General features: G+C 42.3%; 15 protein-coding genes and 4 pseudogenes. 13 read left to right on the forward strand and 6 right to left on the reverse strand.

All coding sequences use genetic code 11. The annotated features are described in order from the left end of the window. The first annotated feature begins 500 nt into the window (after window positions 1–500). The 4 genes from H6G92_RS15200 (at window position 501) to H6G92_RS15215 (ending at window position 6,096) form a co-directional block, all read left to right on the forward strand. Complete coding sequence (locus H6G92_RS15200) at window positions 501–1,994, forward strand: sensor histidine kinase (protein ID WP_242059144.1); 1,494 nt, start codon at window positions 501–503, stop codon at window positions 1,992–1,994. A 20-nt stretch (window positions 1,995–2,014) separates the two neighbouring features. Next, entirely contained in the window at window positions 2,015–2,443 is a 429-nt protein-coding gene (locus H6G92_RS15205; protein ID WP_190894496.1) for a response regulator, read from the forward strand. A gap of 119 nt (window positions 2,444–2,562) precedes the next feature. After that, window positions 2,563–3,600, forward strand: coding sequence for a sensor histidine kinase (locus H6G92_RS15210; protein WP_199344832.1), 1,038 nt, complete (start codon window positions 2,563–2,565; stop codon window positions 3,598–3,600). Window positions 3,601–3,621: 21 nt separating this feature from the next. Further along, window positions 3,622–6,096: a GGDEF domain-containing response regulator gene (locus H6G92_RS15215; RefSeq protein ID WP_190894497.1), complete on the forward strand. Its 2,475-nt coding sequence runs from the start codon at window positions 3,622–3,624 to the stop codon at window positions 6,094–6,096. Between the two features lie 151 nt (window positions 6,097–6,247). Here H6G92_RS15215 and H6G92_RS15220 read toward each other — a convergent pair whose 3' ends face one another. Then, on the reverse strand, window positions 6,248–6,712 hold the full coding sequence (locus tag H6G92_RS15220) for a hypothetical protein (RefSeq protein WP_190894498.1): 465 nt from the start codon (window positions 6,710–6,712) through the stop codon (window positions 6,248–6,250). A gap of 165 nt (window positions 6,713–6,877) precedes the next feature. Between H6G92_RS15220 and H6G92_RS15225 the strand changes: the two genes are divergently transcribed. Further along, window positions 6,878–7,783 (forward strand): YihY/virulence factor BrkB family protein, encoded by a 906-nt coding sequence (locus H6G92_RS15225; protein ID WP_190894499.1) that lies wholly within the window; start codon window positions 6,878–6,880, stop codon window positions 7,781–7,783. A 166-nt stretch (window positions 7,784–7,949) separates the two neighbouring features. Here the strand turns inward: H6G92_RS15225 and H6G92_RS15230 are convergent, their stop codons facing one another. After that, window positions 7,950–8,108, reverse strand: coding sequence for a hypothetical protein (locus H6G92_RS15230; protein WP_190894500.1), 159 nt, complete (start codon window positions 8,106–8,108; stop codon window positions 7,950–7,952). A 141-nt stretch (window positions 8,109–8,249) separates the two neighbouring features. Between H6G92_RS15230 and H6G92_RS15235 the strand changes: the two genes are divergently transcribed. Together H6G92_RS15235 and H6G92_RS39450 are read left to right on the forward strand one after the other, a co-directional pair. Further along, window positions 8,250–9,680 carry an aromatic ring-hydroxylating dioxygenase subunit alpha gene (locus H6G92_RS15235; RefSeq protein ID WP_190894501.1) on the forward strand — a complete coding sequence of 477 codons (1,431 nt, stop codon included), beginning with the start codon at window positions 8,250–8,252 and terminating at the stop codon, window positions 9,678–9,680. Between the two features lie 211 nt (window positions 9,681–9,891). Beyond that, window positions 9,892–10,610 (forward strand): annotated as a pseudogene (locus tag H6G92_RS39450) (IS701 family transposase); the annotation flags it as partial. A gap of 23 nt (window positions 10,611–10,633) precedes the next feature. On the opposite strand, the pseudogene H6G92_RS15245 reads toward H6G92_RS39450, so the two are convergent. Continuing rightward, a pseudogene (locus H6G92_RS15245) lies at window positions 10,634–10,909 on the reverse strand (transposase); the annotation flags it as partial. A gap of 68 nt (window positions 10,910–10,977) precedes the next feature. Here H6G92_RS15245 and H6G92_RS15250 point away from each other — a divergent pair. The 5 genes and pseudogenes from H6G92_RS15250 to H6G92_RS41130 all read left to right on the forward strand — a co-directional run bounded on the left by H6G92_RS15250 (window position 10,978) and on the right by H6G92_RS41130 (window position 13,425). Continuing rightward, the gene (locus H6G92_RS15250; RefSeq protein WP_190894572.1) at window positions 10,978–11,136 is read left to right on the forward strand and encodes a hypothetical protein; all 159 of its coding nucleotides are present in this window, start codon (window positions 10,978–10,980) and stop codon (window positions 11,134–11,136) included. Between the two features lie 240 nt (window positions 11,137–11,376). Further along, window positions 11,377–11,841: pseudogene (locus H6G92_RS41120) on the forward strand (hypothetical protein); the annotation flags it as partial. 140 nt (window positions 11,842–11,981) lie between these two features. Continuing rightward, window positions 11,982–12,212 (forward strand): DUF2997 domain-containing protein, encoded by a 231-nt coding sequence (locus tag H6G92_RS15260; RefSeq protein WP_190894503.1) that lies wholly within the window; start codon window positions 11,982–11,984, stop codon window positions 12,210–12,212. 90 nt (window positions 12,213–12,302) lie between these two features. Next, window positions 12,303–12,953 carry an AAA family ATPase gene (locus H6G92_RS41125; protein WP_242059146.1) on the forward strand — a complete coding sequence of 217 codons (651 nt, stop codon included), beginning with the start codon at window positions 12,303–12,305 and terminating at the stop codon, window positions 12,951–12,953. A gap of 52 nt (window positions 12,954–13,005) precedes the next feature. After that, a complete protein-coding gene (locus H6G92_RS41130) occupies window positions 13,006–13,425 on the forward strand; it encodes a hypothetical protein (RefSeq protein WP_390625444.1) in 420 nt (139 codons plus the stop codon). Window positions 13,426–13,671: 246 nt separating this feature from the next. Here the strand turns inward: H6G92_RS41130 and H6G92_RS15270 are convergent. Further along, a pseudogene (locus H6G92_RS15270) lies at window positions 13,672–14,004 on the reverse strand (IS5 family transposase); the annotation flags it as partial. 373 nt (window positions 14,005–14,377) lie between these two features. On the opposite strand from H6G92_RS15270, the gene H6G92_RS15275 reads away from it, so the two are divergent. Continuing rightward, window positions 14,378–14,569 carry a hypothetical protein gene (locus tag H6G92_RS15275; protein WP_190894504.1) on the forward strand — a complete coding sequence of 64 codons (192 nt, stop codon included), beginning with the start codon at window positions 14,378–14,380 and terminating at the stop codon, window positions 14,567–14,569. A 353-nt stretch (window positions 14,570–14,922) separates the two neighbouring features. Here H6G92_RS15275 and H6G92_RS40300 read toward each other — a convergent pair whose 3' ends face one another. Further along, window positions 14,923–16,317 (reverse strand): ATP-binding protein, encoded by a 1,395-nt coding sequence (locus H6G92_RS40300; RefSeq protein WP_190894505.1) that lies wholly within the window; start codon window positions 16,315–16,317, stop codon window positions 14,923–14,925. 20 nt (window positions 16,318–16,337) lie between these two features. After that, a complete protein-coding gene (locus H6G92_RS15285; protein WP_190894506.1) occupies window positions 16,338–17,999 on the reverse strand; it encodes an FAD-dependent oxidoreductase in 1,662 nt (553 codons plus the stop codon). Window positions 18,000–18,250: the final 251 nt, after the last annotated feature.

The following is an 18,250-nucleotide window of genomic DNA, read 5'->3' on the forward strand; positions in this document are numbered from 1 at the left end:
AGCGAAAATCTCCTGAAGATCGCTGGGGAAATATACTGAATAATTGAACAAAATTTATTATTTGCCTTGCTAATGAGTCAGAAAATATACGCTCACAATAATTAACTAATATAGATATCCTTTATTAGAGCTAGTTTGCTCTAGAAGTTAAAAAACTTGGTATCAGCTAGCACGACTATGACAAGTAATACCGTGAAAAACTTTTGGCATTGCTGATTTAGAGTATGGATCAAGGTTTTGACATTAAACAAAATCATTTTCATACTTCTTATTCAGCAAGCCAATTTTTTCATGGGTATTGTTTGGTGGAACGAAGATATAGCCGCTTACTGGGGCTGCTAGTCACCCTTCTCCTTCCGTACAGGATGCTACGCGTAGCTCCCCGTAGGAGTACGGCTCTTCTAATGTCTGTACTAATGGGCTGTTAACCGTCTACAGGGGTGGCTCAACGTTTTTACCACTTTAGTTAGCGGCTACTTTTTCAACTAGGAAGGTAAAAAATGGAATGGGCTATTTACAAAAAGAATACGGGCAGTTTTGTAATAGCAGTGGCAATTATGGCTGGTGTTGGCGTAGTCTCGTATCTTAGTTTGCTTCAGTATAGAGAAAACGCTCTATTGGTCACACATACGCGCGAGGTGCTGGAAAAGACTAAAGAAGTAATGTCACAACTCAAAGATGCAGAGACTGGACAACGGGGCTATCTTCTTACGGGCAAACAACAGTATCTGAAACCGTATAGCAGTGCAACTGGCGAAATTGCTCAGAAACTTAAGGCTCTGCGCCAATTGACTGTGGATAACCCCAATCAACAACAGCGGCTCGATCGCCTTGAACCCATGATTGCCAAAAAACTAGTTTTGATCGAACAGGCGATTCAGGCGAGGAGCAAAAATTTAGAGTCCGCTTTGCGAATAGTTCAGACAGATCAAGGACAGCAGATCATGGAGGACATCCGAATGCTGACTACGGCTATGGAAAACGAAGAGAATGAGTTGTTGAAACAGCGGACAATGGAGGCGAACGCCAGCGCTCATCAAACAACTTTGCTGACTATTTTTGGCAGCGTTATAGCTTCTGCTATCGTCGGTTTAGCTGCCATGATCACCAATCAAGAACTCGTCAAACGCAAGCGGATGGAAAATTCTCTGCAAAAGGCTCGTGATGAGTTAGAAATAGAGGTTAACAAACGGACTGCCGAACTGAGAAACACTAACGAAGAATTGCAAACTGAAATTAATGAGCGTAAAAAGGCGGAGTCAGAGATTCTGCGCCTGAACGTCCAGCTTGAGCAGCGAGTTGCAGAACGCACAGCACAACTCGAAGCGACTAACAAAGAGATGGAAGCATTTAGTTATTCTGTGTCTCACGATTTGCGGGCCCCCTTGCGGAGCATCGATGGCTTTAGCCAAGCGCTACTAGAAGATTATGCCGATAAGCTAGACGGGGTAGGTCAAAACTACCTCCAGCGAGTGCGTGCAGCCACCCAGAGGATGGCACAACTGATCGACGATTTACTGAATCTGTCACGATTGACGCGCAGTGAAATGCGGCGTGAGGAGGTTGATCTGAGCGCATTGGTAGAGGCGATCGCTACAGAGTTGCACAAAACACAACCAGAACGCCAAGTAGAGTTTGCGATCGCGCCGGGATTAGTTACCAATGGCGATGCTCATCTGTTACGGATCGTGCTAGAAAACCTACTGGGTAATGCGTGGAAGTTTACAGGAAAACATCAAAGAGCAAGGATAGAATTTGGGCTTTTGCAGCAAGATGACACTCATGTGTATTTTGTCCGTGATGATGGCACAGGATTCGATATGGCTTATGTTGAAAAACTTTTTGGTGCTTTTCAGCGCCTGCACGCCATGACTGAGTTTGAAGGCACTGGCATCGGACTAGCTACTGTGCAGCGGATCGTTCACCGTCATGGTGGCCGTGTCTGGGCTGAAAGTGCAGTAGAGCAAGGCGCAACATTTTACTTCACCCTTTAACTATAAGGAAAATATACAACATGATTCTACTAGTAGAAGACAATCCTGACGATGAAGCGCTAACCTTACGGGCACTGAAGAAAAACAATATTATGAACGAGGTAGTGGTAGCACGCGATGGAGTACAAGCCCTAGATTATCTCTTTGGTAAAGGTGTGTACGCCGATCGCGACATGAGTGTTATGCCGAATCTCATCCTCCTAGATTTGAAGTTGCCTAAAATGGATGGTCTGGAAGTTTTGCGGCAGCTGCGAACCGACGACAGGACAAAAATCCTTCCCGTCGTGATTCTTACTTCATCCAAGGAGGAGCAAGACCTAATCAATGGTTACAGCTTGGGTGCTAATAGCTATGTTCGCAAACCAGTAGACTTTTCCCAATTCAGTGAAGCAGTGCGCCAACTAGGGTTGTACTGGTTTGTCTTAAACGAATCACCCCCAAGGGTGTAAATTTCCAATCCTCCAAAATCAGGTTATAGATGCAAGGCTGACTTTCTTAATTACGAATTACGTTAGCGTAGCGTTAGCGAGTATTCGAGCGTCATTACGAATTACGAATTACGAATTACATGGGTATACCTCTGCGCGTATTACTTGTTGAGGATTCAGAAGACGATGCTTTCTTGCTGCTGCGTGAACTGCAACGTGGTGACTATGAAATAACCTTTGAACGGATTGATACACCCACAGCCATGAAAGCTGCGATCGCAGGGCAAAAATGGGATATCGTCATTTGTGATTATTCCATGCCCACTTTTAGCGCTCCTGCTGCATTGAAGCAGGTCAAGGAAAGTGGGCTTGATCTGCCATTCATTATCGTCTCAGGAACTATTGGTGAAGATACCGCAGTAGCAGCCATGAAAGCTGGTGCCCATGACTATATTATCAAAGGCAATTTAGCACGACTTATCCCTGCTGTTGCCCGCGAGTTGCGTGAGGCACAGGTGAGACGGGAGCGTAAACAAGCAGAGGAGCAAATTAAAGCATCGCTTCAAGAAAAAGAGGTGCTATTGAAAGAAATTCATCACCGCGTAAAAAATAATTTACAGATTATTTCTAGTCTGCTCAACCTACAAGCAGAGTATCTCAAGGACAATCAAGCCCTTGAGGTATTCAAAGATAGTCAGAACCGGATTGAATCAATGGCTCTGATCCACGAGAAACTGTATCAATCTCAAGACTTGGCAAGGATTAATTTTGCTGACTATATCCAAGATTTAGTAACTAATTTATTTTATTCATACAACGTTAATTCCAACACTATTACTTTGAAAATGAAAGTTGAGGAGGTTTTTCTAGCTATTGATGCAGCTATTCCTTGCGGTTTGATTATCAATGAACTTATTTCGAATTCTCTAAAATATGCCTTTCCTGAAAGAGAACTGGGAGAAATTTGTATTGACTTTTGCTCTATAGAACCCAATTTATTTACACTTACTATTAGTGATGATGGTGTCGGTCTTGCCCAAGATTTTGACTTTCAAGCTACCGAATCATTAGGTCTACGATTAGTAAAAGGTCTCACACAACAACTCCAAGGCAATATCGATTTTATCAGCGATAACGGAGTGAAGTATACAATTCAATTTTCGACTAAAGATTTCTAAATTTAAAATTTAAATAAAATCATGAATCGAGTAAATATATTAGTTGTTGAAGATGAAATGATTGTGGCAATGGATATACAAAGCCGACTAAAAAAATTTGGATATACTGTTTTGGGGCTTGCCGATTCTGGAGAAGAAGCAATTAAGAAAGCAGCAGATAATTCTCTAGATTTAGTTTTAATGGATATTCATCTCAAAGGAAAGATGGACGGTGTGGAGGCCGCTCAGATAATTCATAATATTTTTAATGTTCCAATAATATATCTTACTGCTAATGCAGATGAATCAACATTGGATCGAGCAAAGGAAACAGAGCCATTTGGCTACATTCTCAAGCCTTTCAAAGAAAAGGAATTAAAATTCACTATTGAAATTACCCTTTCCAAACATCGAACGGAAAAAAAATTAAAGCAGAATGAACAATGGCTGACTACTGTACTGAAAAGTATTGGAGATGCTGTGATTACTAGCGACGCATCTGGATCTGTGACTTTTATGAATCCGATTGCGGAGGTAATGACGGGTTGGAATTATTCAGATGCGTTTGGTAAAGAAGCAACAGAAGTATTCAATATTGCTCATGAAAAAACTCGTGTAATAATTGAAAGTCCGATAACGCAAGTCCTTCAGTCTGGCGTTACTGTCGGTCTACCAGAACAGACAATACTTATTGCTAGAAACGGTGCAGAAATACCAATTGATGATAGTATTGCACCTATTAAAGATGACAACGGTAACATCACGGGTGCAGTTTTGGTCTTTCAAGATATCACCGAGCGTAAGCAGATATTGGAGGCACTAGCGCGTCGCCAGCAAGAATTCAAAGCACTAGTTGAAAATGCACCCGATATTATTTCCAGATTTAACCCTCAATTGCGCTATGTTTACGTTAATCCAGCTATTGAAAAGGTTACAGGGATATCAGCCGAAACATTTATCGGCAAAACAAACGCAGAGTTAAATCTGCCGGAAGAATTTTGCCGGATATGCGATCGCAAGCTCCAGCAAGTTTTCCAAACTAAGCAAGAAACCGAGTTTGAATGCAGTCTAGCGATCGCTTCCCAAACAAGACATTACCATACCCGGCTTGTGCCTGAATTGGCTAACGATGGTTCAGTATATTTTGTCTTGAGTATCGCTCGCAACATTACTGCTCTAAAACTTGCAGAGGCGCAATTAATTTATGATGCCTTTCACGATATATTAACCGGTCTGCCAAACCGCGCCTTATTTCTTGAACGGCTAGAGCGTGCGCTCATGCTGGCAAAACGACGTACAGACTATACATTCGCTGTTCTCTTTCTAGACCTAGATCGCTTCAAAGTTGTCAACGACAGTCTCGGCCATATGATTGGCGATCAACTACTAACTGCCCTGGCTCGCAGATTGGAGAATTGCCTGCGCTCTGGAGACACAGTTGCCCGTTTAGGGGGAGATGAGTTTACAATTCTGCTTGATGATCTCAACAACATCAATGACGTAACAGGTGTAGTGGAGCGGATACACGAAGCTCTGACATCTGCGTTCCAACTCAGCGGGTACGAAGTATTTACCACCGTCAGCATTGGCATCACCCTGAGCAAGGGTAGTTATAACCATCCAGAGGAACTCCTGCGCGATGCTGACATTGCAATGTATCGCGCTAAGGCATTGGGTAAGGCACGCCATGAGATATTTGACTCAACCATGTACAGCCAAGTAACAAAACTATTAGAGTTAGAGATGGATCTACGACGGGCAGTTGAACGCCAGGAGTTTCAGGTTTACTACCAGCCAATTGTTTTGTTAGAAACTTGCAAGATTATTGGCTTCGAGGCTCTCGTTCGCTGGCAACACCCGCAACATGGATTAGTTCCTCCAGACAACTTTATTCCATTGGCGGAAGAAACTGGGCTGATTATCCCTATTGGTTATTGGGTACTGGGTGAGGCTTGTCGGCAGATGCGGGCTTGGCAAATACAATTTCCTACTGACCCACCCTTGACAATCAGTGTCAATCTTTCCACTAAACAGTTTTCACAACCCGGACTGATTGAGCAAATTAACCAAATTATCCAAGAGACTGGTCTGGAAGGCGGCAGTTTAAAGCTGGAAATTACCGAAAGCGTACTTATGGAAAATATTCAATCAGCAGCTTTTATGCTCTTGCAACTGCAACAGATGAATATTCAATTACATTTAGATGATTTTGGCATAGGTTATTCATCCTTGAGTTACCTGCACCGCTTTCCAAGTAATGCCTTGAAGATTGATCGTTCGTTTATTACTAAGATTAGTGCTGATGGAGAAAACCTGGAAATTGTTCAAGCGATCATCACCCTAGCACATAGTCTAAATATAGATGTAATAGGAGAGGGCCTAGAAACTGTAGAGCAACTGACACAACTTAGAGCGATGAAATGCAAATACGCACAGGGATATTTTTTCTCCCAACCCCTTGATAGCAATTCGATAGAGACATTAATTGCATCTGGCATTCAGCCAAGACAAGGATAGCGTTACCTATACCACTCTGCTGTTCGGTTAAGGTTTATTTGATGAAAATCACAAAGACGGCGAGTTATCGCGTCTCTTCTTTTTCCCATCTCAGTTGTGGTCTAAATACCTAAATGCTGTAACAATTCAAAAACACTGAAGTTCAGGCGCGTCATTGACTCTTTTTTTCTCCTCCGGCTCGTTCCCGTGTCAAGCTATCAATTGCATCACCCAAGGCAGTAGTCAGGCTATTGCGGGTTTGGGCATGGTTATCCTGCTCAGTTTTCAAAGCTTGCAAGAGGCGATCGCGTTCTTTGATTACGGCGATGAGTTTAGCTTGCAAGTCCTCCACAGATTGTAGTTGTTCTATTTCTTGTTGGATCGCAATTACTGGTGTCCCAGCAGCCAATGTGTCGACCTCATGACCCTGGAGTTTATGTAGGTCTGCCTTGAGCGATGCGATCGCCTGTTGGGACAGTTGGGCATCTGTACGCCGTTGTTCTGCTTCTGTGTTATAAAGCTGACGCCATTTTTGGGCACTTTCCCAAGCCGCATCGCGATCGCCCTGAAGTCCCGCCATCTGCTCTTTGAGTACCTGGATCTCTGTCAACCACTGTTGTGTTAAATCTTGATTCATAAATAAATAGTCATTAGTTATTAGTCAATGTTCATTAGTCATTAGTCATTAGTCAAGAGTCATTAGACTCCCCACTCGGTGTTGTTGCGGTAAAAAGATAAATGCGATCGCTACGCAAAATTTGGCAAAGTAGTTAATAAAGTCAACCAGTTTTAACTCTAAATCATGCCAAAGCCTCGTTTTTTTCGCTTCTTTCGCCACCTCAATTGGCGCACACTCAAAAAAACTTTTGCCAGGACAATCGAAAGACGACTGATGGGACTGGCCTCAGAAATCGCCTTCAACGCCATGCTATCGTTGTTTCCAGCAATTCTTGCTGTCCTCACAGCCATTGGTTTATTGGCAGAATCTTTGCAAGCCACCTTTAAACAATTGGCGATTCAACTCAGTCAAGTCCTACCTGAAGAAGCCCTGATTCTGATTCGTGATTTTGCCACCACAGAAATTACCAATTCTAGAAATAGTGGTTTATTTTCTCTAAGCTTTGTATTGGCAATTTGGACTGCTTCTGGGGCGGTGAGTACCGCGATGACCGCCTTTGACCAAATCCATCAAATTCCTTCAGAAAAGATTCGTCCCTTTTGGAAAGCCAAGCTCGTCTCTCTGGGATTAACAGTCGGTACTATGCTGCTTTTAGTGCTAGCTTCTTTCTTAGTGTTTACCAGTGACCTACTGTTGGGAATGGTAGTACGCGGAAATGGTTCTTTGATTTTCTTGTTGCATCTTTGGCAGCTGTTACGCTGGCCTTTAGCTTTAAGTATTGTTGCTGTCGCCTTTAGCTTTGTCTATCGCTATGGCCCAAGCCAGTGGAACCCAGGCACGCCAATGATGCCTGGAGCAATTTTAGCAGCTGTTTTCTGGGCAATGTTGTCTGCTCTATTTCGGCTTTATGTGGCGAATTTTGGTAATTATAATAAAGTCTATGGTGCTGTAGGGGCTGTGATAGTTTTAATGCTCTGGCTGTCGATGAGCGCCGCTGTTTTATTAATTGGTGACCAGTTGAACGTAACTGTGGGCGAAGATATGCGCTCAAAAGCACAGTCACAATCTAACGAAAAATATATTAATTAGAACCTATCCCACTAATAATATTTTGTTAATCCAGATGTGAATGGTAGCGAGGTCAATGAATGCGTCAAAATAAACCTTTTGACGTTCCCATCTAACAACGAGACGACGGTATTTGCGTTGATACCAAGCAAAACACTGCTCCTGCTGAAATCTCGGAACGGAGATTTTAATGGGTCAACCGAGTGTTTTTCTTAGTTTTCCAGACTAGTTTTGGGATTTGAGGACGAATACTCGGAAAGCGTAGGTCAGCACGTTTTTGCTTTGAGTCGTAACCTTTGTCGGCAACCAGTACCTTGATTCGCTTACGTGGTCGACCGCGCTTCAAAGTTTTTAATGTCAAAAATTATATGTTTCAGCTGAGGCCACTTGAGACTAAAGACTGATTTCTCAATTGATTTCCACCAATAGGATTAGAAAATACTTACATTTTTTTGTCTAGAAAATAACAGATTTTTCAATTGTTACCATGCCCAATAGTGTTTTACCTCAAGAGGGTTCTCAACAACAAGTAACATCCCAAACCAGAGTAGTACAAGAGGACTCTGCTGGTGGACTAGATCCAGATAGATTCGATTGGCAGGAAGTTTGGTATCCTGTTTGTTACATTGAAGACTTAAACAAATCTCAGCCAACTCGCTTCACCTTGCTAGAGCAGGATATTGTTCTGTGGTGGGATAAAAATGAACAGACATGGCGAGCATTTATAGATCAATGCCCACACCGTTTAGCGCCTCTTTCCGAAGGCAGAATTAATCATCAGGGATGGCTAGAATGTCCTTATCATGGTTGGGCTTTTTCGGGAACAGGTAAGTGTGAGTTTATACCGCAGCAAACACAACGAACAAAAGCAGAAGTTTCTCAACGGGCTTGTGTAGCAACACTAGCCACCGCAGTTCGTCAAGGAATGTTGTTCGTCTATCCTGGTCGAGCAGAGAATGCAGCTAAAACTAAAGTTCCTATTGTTGAACCACTAGAACTTGACCCAGATGGGTGGATTTGCCTTAACACCTTTAGAGATGTACCCTACGATGCCCTGACATTAATGGAAAACGTTCTTGACGCCAGCCATATTCCTTACACTCATCACCGTACTGTTGGGAATCGGGCTAACGTGTCTCCAATAGATTTAGAGATTATAGAATCGGGGAAATGGGGGTTTAAAGGGACTTGGGCAGAAGGTCCGCGCAAAGGAACTTTAGGGCGACAGGATACTACATTTATTGCTCCGGGATTGATGTGGCACGACCTCACCTCCAAGCAGTATGGCAGGACACTAACAGTGGTCTACGCAACTCCGATTCGCAAGGGAGAATGCCGCTTATTTGCCCGTTTTCCCTTCAAGTTCTCTTCTATTTTACCAGGGCTATTTCTGAAGCTGACTCCGCGCTGGTATGCTCATATTGGTCAAAATCGTGTCCTTGAAGACGATCAGATTTTTTTACATTATCAAGAACGCTATCTGGAAAAGCTTGGTGGTAGCACCAACTTTACTAAAGCGTATTATTTACCAACCAAAGCAGACCTTTTCGTATCTGGGTTACGTTCTTGGGTAAACCAATACAAGGCTGAACCGTTTAAAGAAGTAGAGTGTCTACCACCACCGTTATCAAAAGAAATGTTACTCGATAGGTATCATTCCCATACAAAGAAATGCGCCAGTTGTAGAACTGCTTTAACTCGGGTGCAGCGCTTGAGAGTAGGAATAGCGGTGTTGGTAGCTTTAATTTGGGGGTTGCTTCCTTTATTGATGTTGATTCAGAATCAGATTTCTATTATCACTATTGTTGTTTCAAGCCTAGTTATGATAATTGGCCTTTTGATCTGGCTTGGTTTGGGCAAGTTAGAGCAACAGTTTTATCTAGGAGGGGAAATCCCACCTAGAAATCTGCCAGGGTAAGACATATTTTTGCCTCAAGTAATAGAATTTTTCCACTACCGAATTTTTCAAATGGTTGAAGTCAACTTTAATGTTTGGGGTAACGTAGAACTTACGCATTGACAAGCAAGACAAAAAGTACATAAGGAAAATACAGAAAAAAACAGCGATCGCTAGTTACCAGAGGCGTTAAAAACAGATAATTTACTTGGCCGTGTTTAGGGTTCGGACAATCAGAGCAATTACTAAACCATCAACCGCTAAATGTGACTTGAACACTTATACTCTGTTTCTACTGGCAGAATCAAAGTATCCAGGTTGCACACGTCTGGCAAAGATAATGGAAAATTTATCTCATGATAGCGTCAATAGATTTTTGCTACGTGAACGGTACGAACCCTGCATACTTATTTGAAGAAATCAAGCTCAATATCAATCTAGTTGGAGGTACTTTAAGCGGAGATGATACGGTAATTGATAAGCCTCATAGTGACCCGAAAATAGCAGAATTAATCGGTTATTACTAGTCAGGTAGACATCATCGTGCCGTTAAGGGAGTTCAGTTAATTACCTTGTATTACACCGATTTATCAGGTAAATCTGTACCTGTAAATTATCGCATTTATAACAAACAAGATAACAAGACTAAAAATGATTATTTACGAGAAATGATTACTGAGGTAATGGATTGGGGTTTAGAGCCTAAAACAATGACAACTGACGCAAGGTAAATCCAGCCAAGAAAACCTGAAGTTACTGAAAAACAAGCAATTAGGGTTTTTAACTGGTGTAGCTAAAAATCGCTCATGTGCAGTTGATGGCAAGAATTATACCCAAGTCCAAAATCTAGAAATTCCCGAATCTGGTTTAATAGTGTATCTGAAAAATTTTGGTTGGGTGAAGGTATTCCGCAAAAGTTTCAAAAACGAAACTTCCAGATATTACATTATTAGAACTTACGCATTGACAGAAAACTAGCTATGTGAATTCAAGCCCACCTTTTGTTTAAGGTGTTCTAGGATGAAGTCACGAGCGACCTGAAGAGATAAATTTCTTTGGAGTTCATACCAGTTTTCAATTAACTCTTCAGAACGCATCAATTCCAATTGGGTAAAAGCCCGGATTGAACTAAAAAAGTGAGTTTTAATTGCTTCGGTTGTTCTTACCATAAATCGGTCAATGCCACAGACTTGCTTGATAGCTCTGTGGTAGCACTCAATCCCCCAATGGATTGAATGTAATTCTTGAAATTTTGCTCTATCAATTGAAGAGAGTGCATCTTTTTCAGGGCTGTACATAATCAGAAGATACGCTGCAATTGTCTGGCTCCAACTCCACCTATAGCTTGGCAGCAGCGCCAACTGGTTTGGCTACAGGTACAGCCTTATTCCTGAATGAAACTAGTCCTGAACTAATTGCGATCATTCAAGGTTCTAGCAACCTCACCCTTAGTGCCAGCTATTTCCTAACTGTCTAAAACATATCTCAAATACAATCTAAAATTCTTTATCAAGTTTTAGACTTGCACTACTTAAAGTTTTTTATTTTTTTTTGATGCCCAGATAAGTAATTAAGAGTAGCTAATAAAAGCAGTAACTTTAGATTAATAACCCAAATTGCTAGTTAACTTGGTACTGCTCTTTAGTGGTAACTGGTCATACACTAACATTGACTAAATCAACATCAGCAAGCCATATTGTTCTGCTTTGGGTAGACACTCGTTTGGAATCAGTTAATCAATATTAGAGACAACATTGCCCCTGGTTTACGCAATCAGCTAAAAGTTGATTACGAGTCAGGGTTTGTTGATTACCAAGAACGGATTGACAAATTCCTCTCGCTAAATGCTTGGGAATTACCCCACGACAAGCAAGAATCAGTCAAAGCCAACTTGCTAAGAGCATTTCCGACTCTGACCGATCTCGAAGACTATTTGCAAGTCGTTATTGGTCGTCCGGTAATTATTCCTGCCCTCTCTGAACAACTGAACCAGCAGCAAGCCGAATGTCTTGATCAGATTACCAAGTTCATCCAACAGTATGACCAAAATCTAGAGCAACGATTAAGGGAATCTGCTTTAGCTGGTGGTGAACAACTCGCTGTCCAGTTGCTTGAAGAGTTGGCTGATTGGGAGCCAGGACGCAAGCCCGTACAGTTTAAAAAGAAGATGGAACGCCATCTGTTGGTTCGTGCTAAAGCTGCCGAGTTACAAGAAAGGTTTGGTGAATGTGCGATCGCTGAATCAACTAACGCAAGTGTGCAAACCCTACGCCTAACCTTTGCCGGACATCAAGAAGTTAAACAATTTGCACGGTGATAAATATGGAACGTTCAATACCGATTCATTTCGACAATGCTACAGGTGAAGTTCAAGTGGAGGCTGAGGGATTCGAGGGTTTGAGTTGTTTATCAGCTACGCAACCATTTGAAGAAGCACTTGGAGTTGTGGGTGAGAGCGATGCCTACGGCGGTAAACTACGCACTTACAAGGATGAAGCCCAAACCCAACAGTTTCGGACTACGAACAGTAATCAAACACGTTTGCACCAGTAATCAGTCATCAGTTACCAGTCTTAACTCGGCTGGTAACTGCTGATCATAAAGGCTTCGCCATTTCATAAGTGAAATATTTGAATAATTGACATGAAACTCTCAAATCTTCTCTCCACGCTTGATTCACAAATTCCCATTGCTGCGGTTGATGTCCTGTCGCCCGATGAAGCGACGATTATTCAGTGGCTGACTACAGAGGCATCGAGCAAGCTCTCAAGTCCAGTGTTCTTCTGGAATCTGGGAGTATCAACCTTGGAGCAATGTTTAATTGCAGCAGATGGGGGATTGGATTTACTGCGAGAGTGGTTGACTCGGCGGCGGCGGCTATTCACGCAAGAAGCGCGTGAGCTGCACCTGCCTCAACCGAAAGGTGTGTTGCTTGCAGGGCCGCCCGGTACAGGTAAAACATTACTGGCTAAAAACATTGCTAATATCCTTAATCTACCATTGCTTCAGCTAGACATTGCATCCCTCTTGGGCAGTCTGGTCGGTGAGTCTGAGGGGAATGTCAGACGTGCTTTGAAAACTGCCGAAGCGATCGCACCCTGCGTTTTATGGGTGGACGAGATAGAAAAAGCGCTTTCGGGGACTGGTGACACTAGTGGAGTCTCACAGAGGATTCTGGGCAATATTCTCACGTTTATGTCGGAATCTCGGTGTGGTGTGTTTGTCGTGGCTACTTGCAATGACCCCTCTGCACTGCCAAGTGATACCAATTCGCAATTCGCAATTCGCAATTAAAAAACTTAGATGCAGCAAAGTTTTCAGGGGTTACATCTGTATCAGGTTTTTCGTGAAATGGTATGAGCTAAAGAGGAAGGGAAGATTTGACGAAAATTTCTTTGTTGATCTGCCCACAGAGCCAGAGCGTGTACAGATTCTGGGGATTCATCTACAACGTTTTGGCATTCACCTCGAATCGGAGTATTTGGAGGCGATCGCAGCTAATACCGCGAAATTCTCCGGCGCAGAACTGGAAACCCTTGCTTCGGAAACTGCTCTGCTGGCATTCGATGAGGGTAGACCGCAGCTCTTAACGCTTGCTGACCTCGAAGCTTGCCGTCAAACCATTACCCCGCTTGCCATTCAGGATGCTGCGGCAGTTGAGCGTATGCAGGCTTGGGCATCCACCGCACGACGCGCTAGTAGTCCTGTAGTTGCAGCGAAAACTCAATCTTTGCGTGCTGCTAAGTTTCGCAACATGAACTTATGAGAAAGCGATTGTCTCTTGATTCTATGGGGCGATCGCCACCGGAAAGGGCAGGTACGCCATCGCTCTTTCTTTTGCTAATTGATAACAGCCTTTTAATAGTTAATAAGACGAACAAACACGACAACAGACTTAGTTACTTAAAGACCATTTATAAAGTAAATATTTAGACGGCTAGACGGCGTAACATAATACGAGTCATAACGGCATATATAGCAGCTTCGCTCATTTCAGTCAGACGTTTGTAATCCTTACCGACTGACTGTCTGCGGCGAGCGCGCTTGGTTGTGTTGATTTACCTAGTTTTGCGCGAACTTGACCGCGCAGTGTATGGTTTAATTTTTCCCAGACCCCCTTACACTGCCATTTACGGTAGTAGCTGTATACCGTTGAACTTGGTGGAAAATCGCCTGGAAGCATATTCCATTGGCATCCAGTTTTCAAATGATAATAGATCGCATTGCATATTTCACGCATATCTGTTGTGCGTGGATGTCCTCCAGTTTTTGCTGGTGGAATCAAGGGAGCCAGGATTTCCCACTCTATATCAGTTAAGTCTGTGGGGTAAGACTTTCGAGCCATGAACAACTATGTAAATACACTGTATATGAGGTATTTTAATCCTTAAGAGCATCCTCTCCTACTCGCCTTTAGATTTACTTTATAAATAGCCTCTGAACTCGAAGATTATGCCATAGACTATCAATCCATATCAGACGAAAGTGCTAAACCAAAAAATCAGTTGATTATCCTTTGCTGCTATGGCTGTCTTTGGGGCGCAGTTATTGGAATTGCGACGTTGTTTTTCAAGCCTAATGTGACTTTGGCAGCGATTGGGTTGGGTTTTACGGCTGGGGTGTCTGGGAAATTGTTGGTTCAAAAAGGGGAATAAGTCGAAGTAGTTGAAGATTGGTTTTAATTGTTTAGCTGAACTCTTGGATTCATTGGAGTAAATATGTCTTGGTCGAAATCTATTTCTCTTGATGTTGCTAACAAGCTTTTTGACGTAATTGGAGTTTCTTTTGAGCAGAACGAATTAGAGGGCGGTTACATCGCTAAACATGAAAGTAAAACCTTAAGAAGAGCAACCTTAACCGCTTGCTGTATGGCTGTTTTAACTGACTGGGTAACAATTAAGGAAAGTTGAATTTATGTCAGAAGAGCCAGTTTCAAGAGTCAGGATGATCTCAAAACTAGAATTCTTGCTTTTATTGACTACTTTAATCAAACAATGGCTAAACCTTTAAAGTGGACATATAAGGGTAAAGTTTTGGCTGTTTAATACTCGGTTTATCTACGCCGTGCTGTACTAGCCTCGAAAACTTTTGAGGATGAATTAGACCTTGCTTATGCTGTCATCGATGGAATTCAAACAAGAGGAGAAAAAGGAAACTACAGTACGCAACGTATAAGATTTAACTCTAATTCTTCTGCTTAATTTTTTGTTACATACTTATAAATTTCCTCCCAGACTTACTTAGTAATTATTCGGTCAGTACTTTACGAATGAATGATAGGCAAACGAATCTGAAAGCGTGTCTGGCCAGGTTCAGAAAAACAGCGAATTTCTCCGTAATGCTGAGTCACTACAATTCGATATGAAATTTCCAAACCTAACCCAGTACCAGCACCAACCTCCTTGGTTGTAAAAAATGGCTCAAAAATTCGAGATTGAATTGCAAGGGGAATTCCTGGCCCGTTATCTATAATCTCGACAACAATATAGTCTTTGTCTTTGCAAGTACGTATTAAAATGTCGCCTTGTTCACCTAAGGCATCGATTGCATTATCAATCAGATTAGTCCACACTTGATTCAATGCACTGCCATGAGCTTGAATTGATGGTAGATTTTTGTCATACTCGCGTGTCACCACAATATTGTGCTTCCGCAATTTATAGTGCAGAATTGTCAAAGTATTTTCCAGACCCTCATGTACATCTATCTTCAATAGTGAAGCCCGATCCATGTACGAGTAGTCTTTAATCGCCTTGACTATTTCGGAGACACGAGTAGTACCCTGTTCCAGTACCTTCAACTGCCCGATTATTGACAGCGTTGCTTCCAGCCAAACTAGCACATCAGTAAAGGTCTTAGTTGTTAAATGCTCACTAATGGCTTCTAACTTCTGATCGTTGACTCCCGCAGCAACGAGGGTAGGAACAAGTTTCCACCCGTCAGTCACATTATGTAACTCCAACCATTGCGTTAATTCATCTTCTTGATCAATCTGAAACAGTGTGTCGGAAGAATTTTGTGTATCAGTGTGTGCAATGTGTTCAATAGCATCTTGCCTAAAGCTTAAGAGATGTTTGAGTTGACTTTCTGTGAGATTTTGCCCAATCATTTTGAAAGTAACATCATCCAATGACTTAACTGTGTCTTGCAATTGACTTGCAGCTCTATGTGCTGCGGATACTGGATTATTTAGTTCATGGGCAAGACCAGCAGACAAAGTACCTAAAGCAACGAGCTTTTCGTGTTGCTGAGATAACAACTGTAACTCTTGCATTCGAGAAGCCATATGGCCGAGAACAATTTTTCTAATATTTGGGCAAATAGTAATCATTTGCCAAAAATCATTCTCGTGCAGACAATACATATGACTTCTACGCACTACTTCACCGCTTGCAAGGTGAGGTGTACCTGCAAGTAGAGGAACTTCACCAAAGAATGAACTACTACCGTATGTAGCTAATAGGATTTTTTGGTTAACAATCTCTCGTGAAAGCTGGATTGCTCCTTCAAATACTATATAGAAATACTCTACAGGATCTCCTTGGTGAAACAGCATATGTCCTGAATCGAGCCATAATTCCGTACCATTGAGAAAACACTTGAGTTCGTTTTCATTCAAGTGTTCAAAAACCGATATCTTACGCAATGTCTCAAACATGGTCATTACCCGAAATATCGCTACACAGATGCTAAATATTGGTGAATTAATTGAACAGCGATCGCTCCCTCACCCACTGCGGAAGCGACTCGTTTAACTGAGTTACAACGCACGTCGCCGATGGCAAAAATACCAGGCACGTTAGTCTCCAAAAAGAAAGGATCGCGCTCTATTGTCCATCCTTTCGGTGACATTCCATTGCGGATTGTGTGAGTTCCGGTAAGAATAAAGCCATGTTCATCACGCTCTACAATATGTTGTAACCAATCGGTACGCGGCTTGGCACCAATAAAGCTAAACAAAGCATTGGTGGGAATAGTTTCAATTTCACCTGTTACTGAATTAAAAATGGTTATCGCCTCCAACTTATCTTCTCCGATAAATTCTTTCACCTCAGTCAATAGCTTGACGTTGATATTATCAATCTCTTCAATCTGAGCAATCAAATATTGAGACATACTTTTTTTCAGTGAGTCGCCCCGAACTATCAGGTTAACGGAGCCTGCGTACTTAGAAAGATAAACAGCTGCTTGTCCAGCCGAGTTACCCGCACCCACAATAAACACATCTTCGCCTTTGCAAGTCAGTGCTTCGGTCATAGCAGCGCCATAGTAGATACCAGCACCTGTGAGTTTTTCACTTCCAGGGATGTTGAACTTGCGATAAGATACCCCTGTTGCAATAATCAAGGTGTGGGTGCTAAGTTCGGAACCATCTGCTAGCGTGATCAATCGATATTGACCATTCACACGAACATTAGTCACTTCTTGCGGTGAAAGAATTTCTGTTCCAAACTTTTGAGCTTGTGTGACAGCACGTTTAGCTAAATCTCCCCCATGCACACCACCCGGAAAACCAAGATAATTTTCGATCCGAGAACTAGTACCTGCTTGTCCTCCTGGTGCCTCTCGTTCAATCAACACAGTGCGAAGTCCTTCAGAGGCCCCATAAACAGCTGCTGCCAAACCAGCAGGCCCAGCACCCACAATGGTTAAGTCATAAAACGGCATCTTGGGGCGTGTTTTTAGCCCTACTTTTTCGGCAATTTCCATATTTGTCGGCTCTACAAGATGTGAACCGTCAGGGAAAATAACTAACGCCTGACATCTAGTATCAGAATTAATAGCGCAACTAACAAGGCGATCGCCCTCATCTGACTCAATATTTAGCCACTGATAAGGAACATGATTGCGGGCTAAGAAATCTTTGATTTGATGCAATCTAGGCGACCAACGAGAACCAACAACGCGCACACCTTCAAAAGGTGGACGGAAAGAAGCTTGCCAAACCTCTAGCAAATCGTTAAGTATGGGATATAAACGCTCTTGAGGAGGGTTCCAAGGCTTCAACAGGTAATAATCAATCTTGGCCTTGTTGATAGCATGGATAGCTGCGTTAGTGTCTGCATATGCTGTGAGTAAGACACGTTTGGTCAAAGGAAAGATTTCAATTGCCTGTTCTAGAAATTCCACACCGCTCATTTGTGGCATTCGCTGATCTACAAGAAACAGCGCTGCTGATTCGTTACGCAACTTTAACTTTTGCAGTACCTCTAAAGCCGTCTTAGGCGAGTTGGAGCGTACCACCCGGAAGCGATTGCCATACTCTTTACGTAAGTCAAGCTCGATCGCTTGCAAAACTTCCAAGTCATCATCTAATGCCACTATCACAGGTTTAGCCATAATTTCTTCAAAATGCTGCTTCTAGCAACATCCAGCAAACGACACAATTGTTTTTTATAGTTCGTGTTTATTGAGTTTCCTCACAGTTATTTATGTGAGTTTAAGTTCATGAACTTTTAAGTTGCATAGGATAAACAAGCTCTAAAACCAAATCCACAAAAATTTTCTTTGAATACAATATGCAAATTAAAGGTGTCAGCTAGTGAACTATCGCACTAATGTTAAGGAAAAATGCGTTTGTAGTAAAAACT

Origin of the sequence: Nostoc foliaceum FACHB-393 (assembly GCF_014698505.1) — a bacterium.
Lineage (GTDB): Bacteria > Cyanobacteriota > Cyanobacteriia > Cyanobacteriales > Nostocaceae > Nostoc > Nostoc foliaceum_A.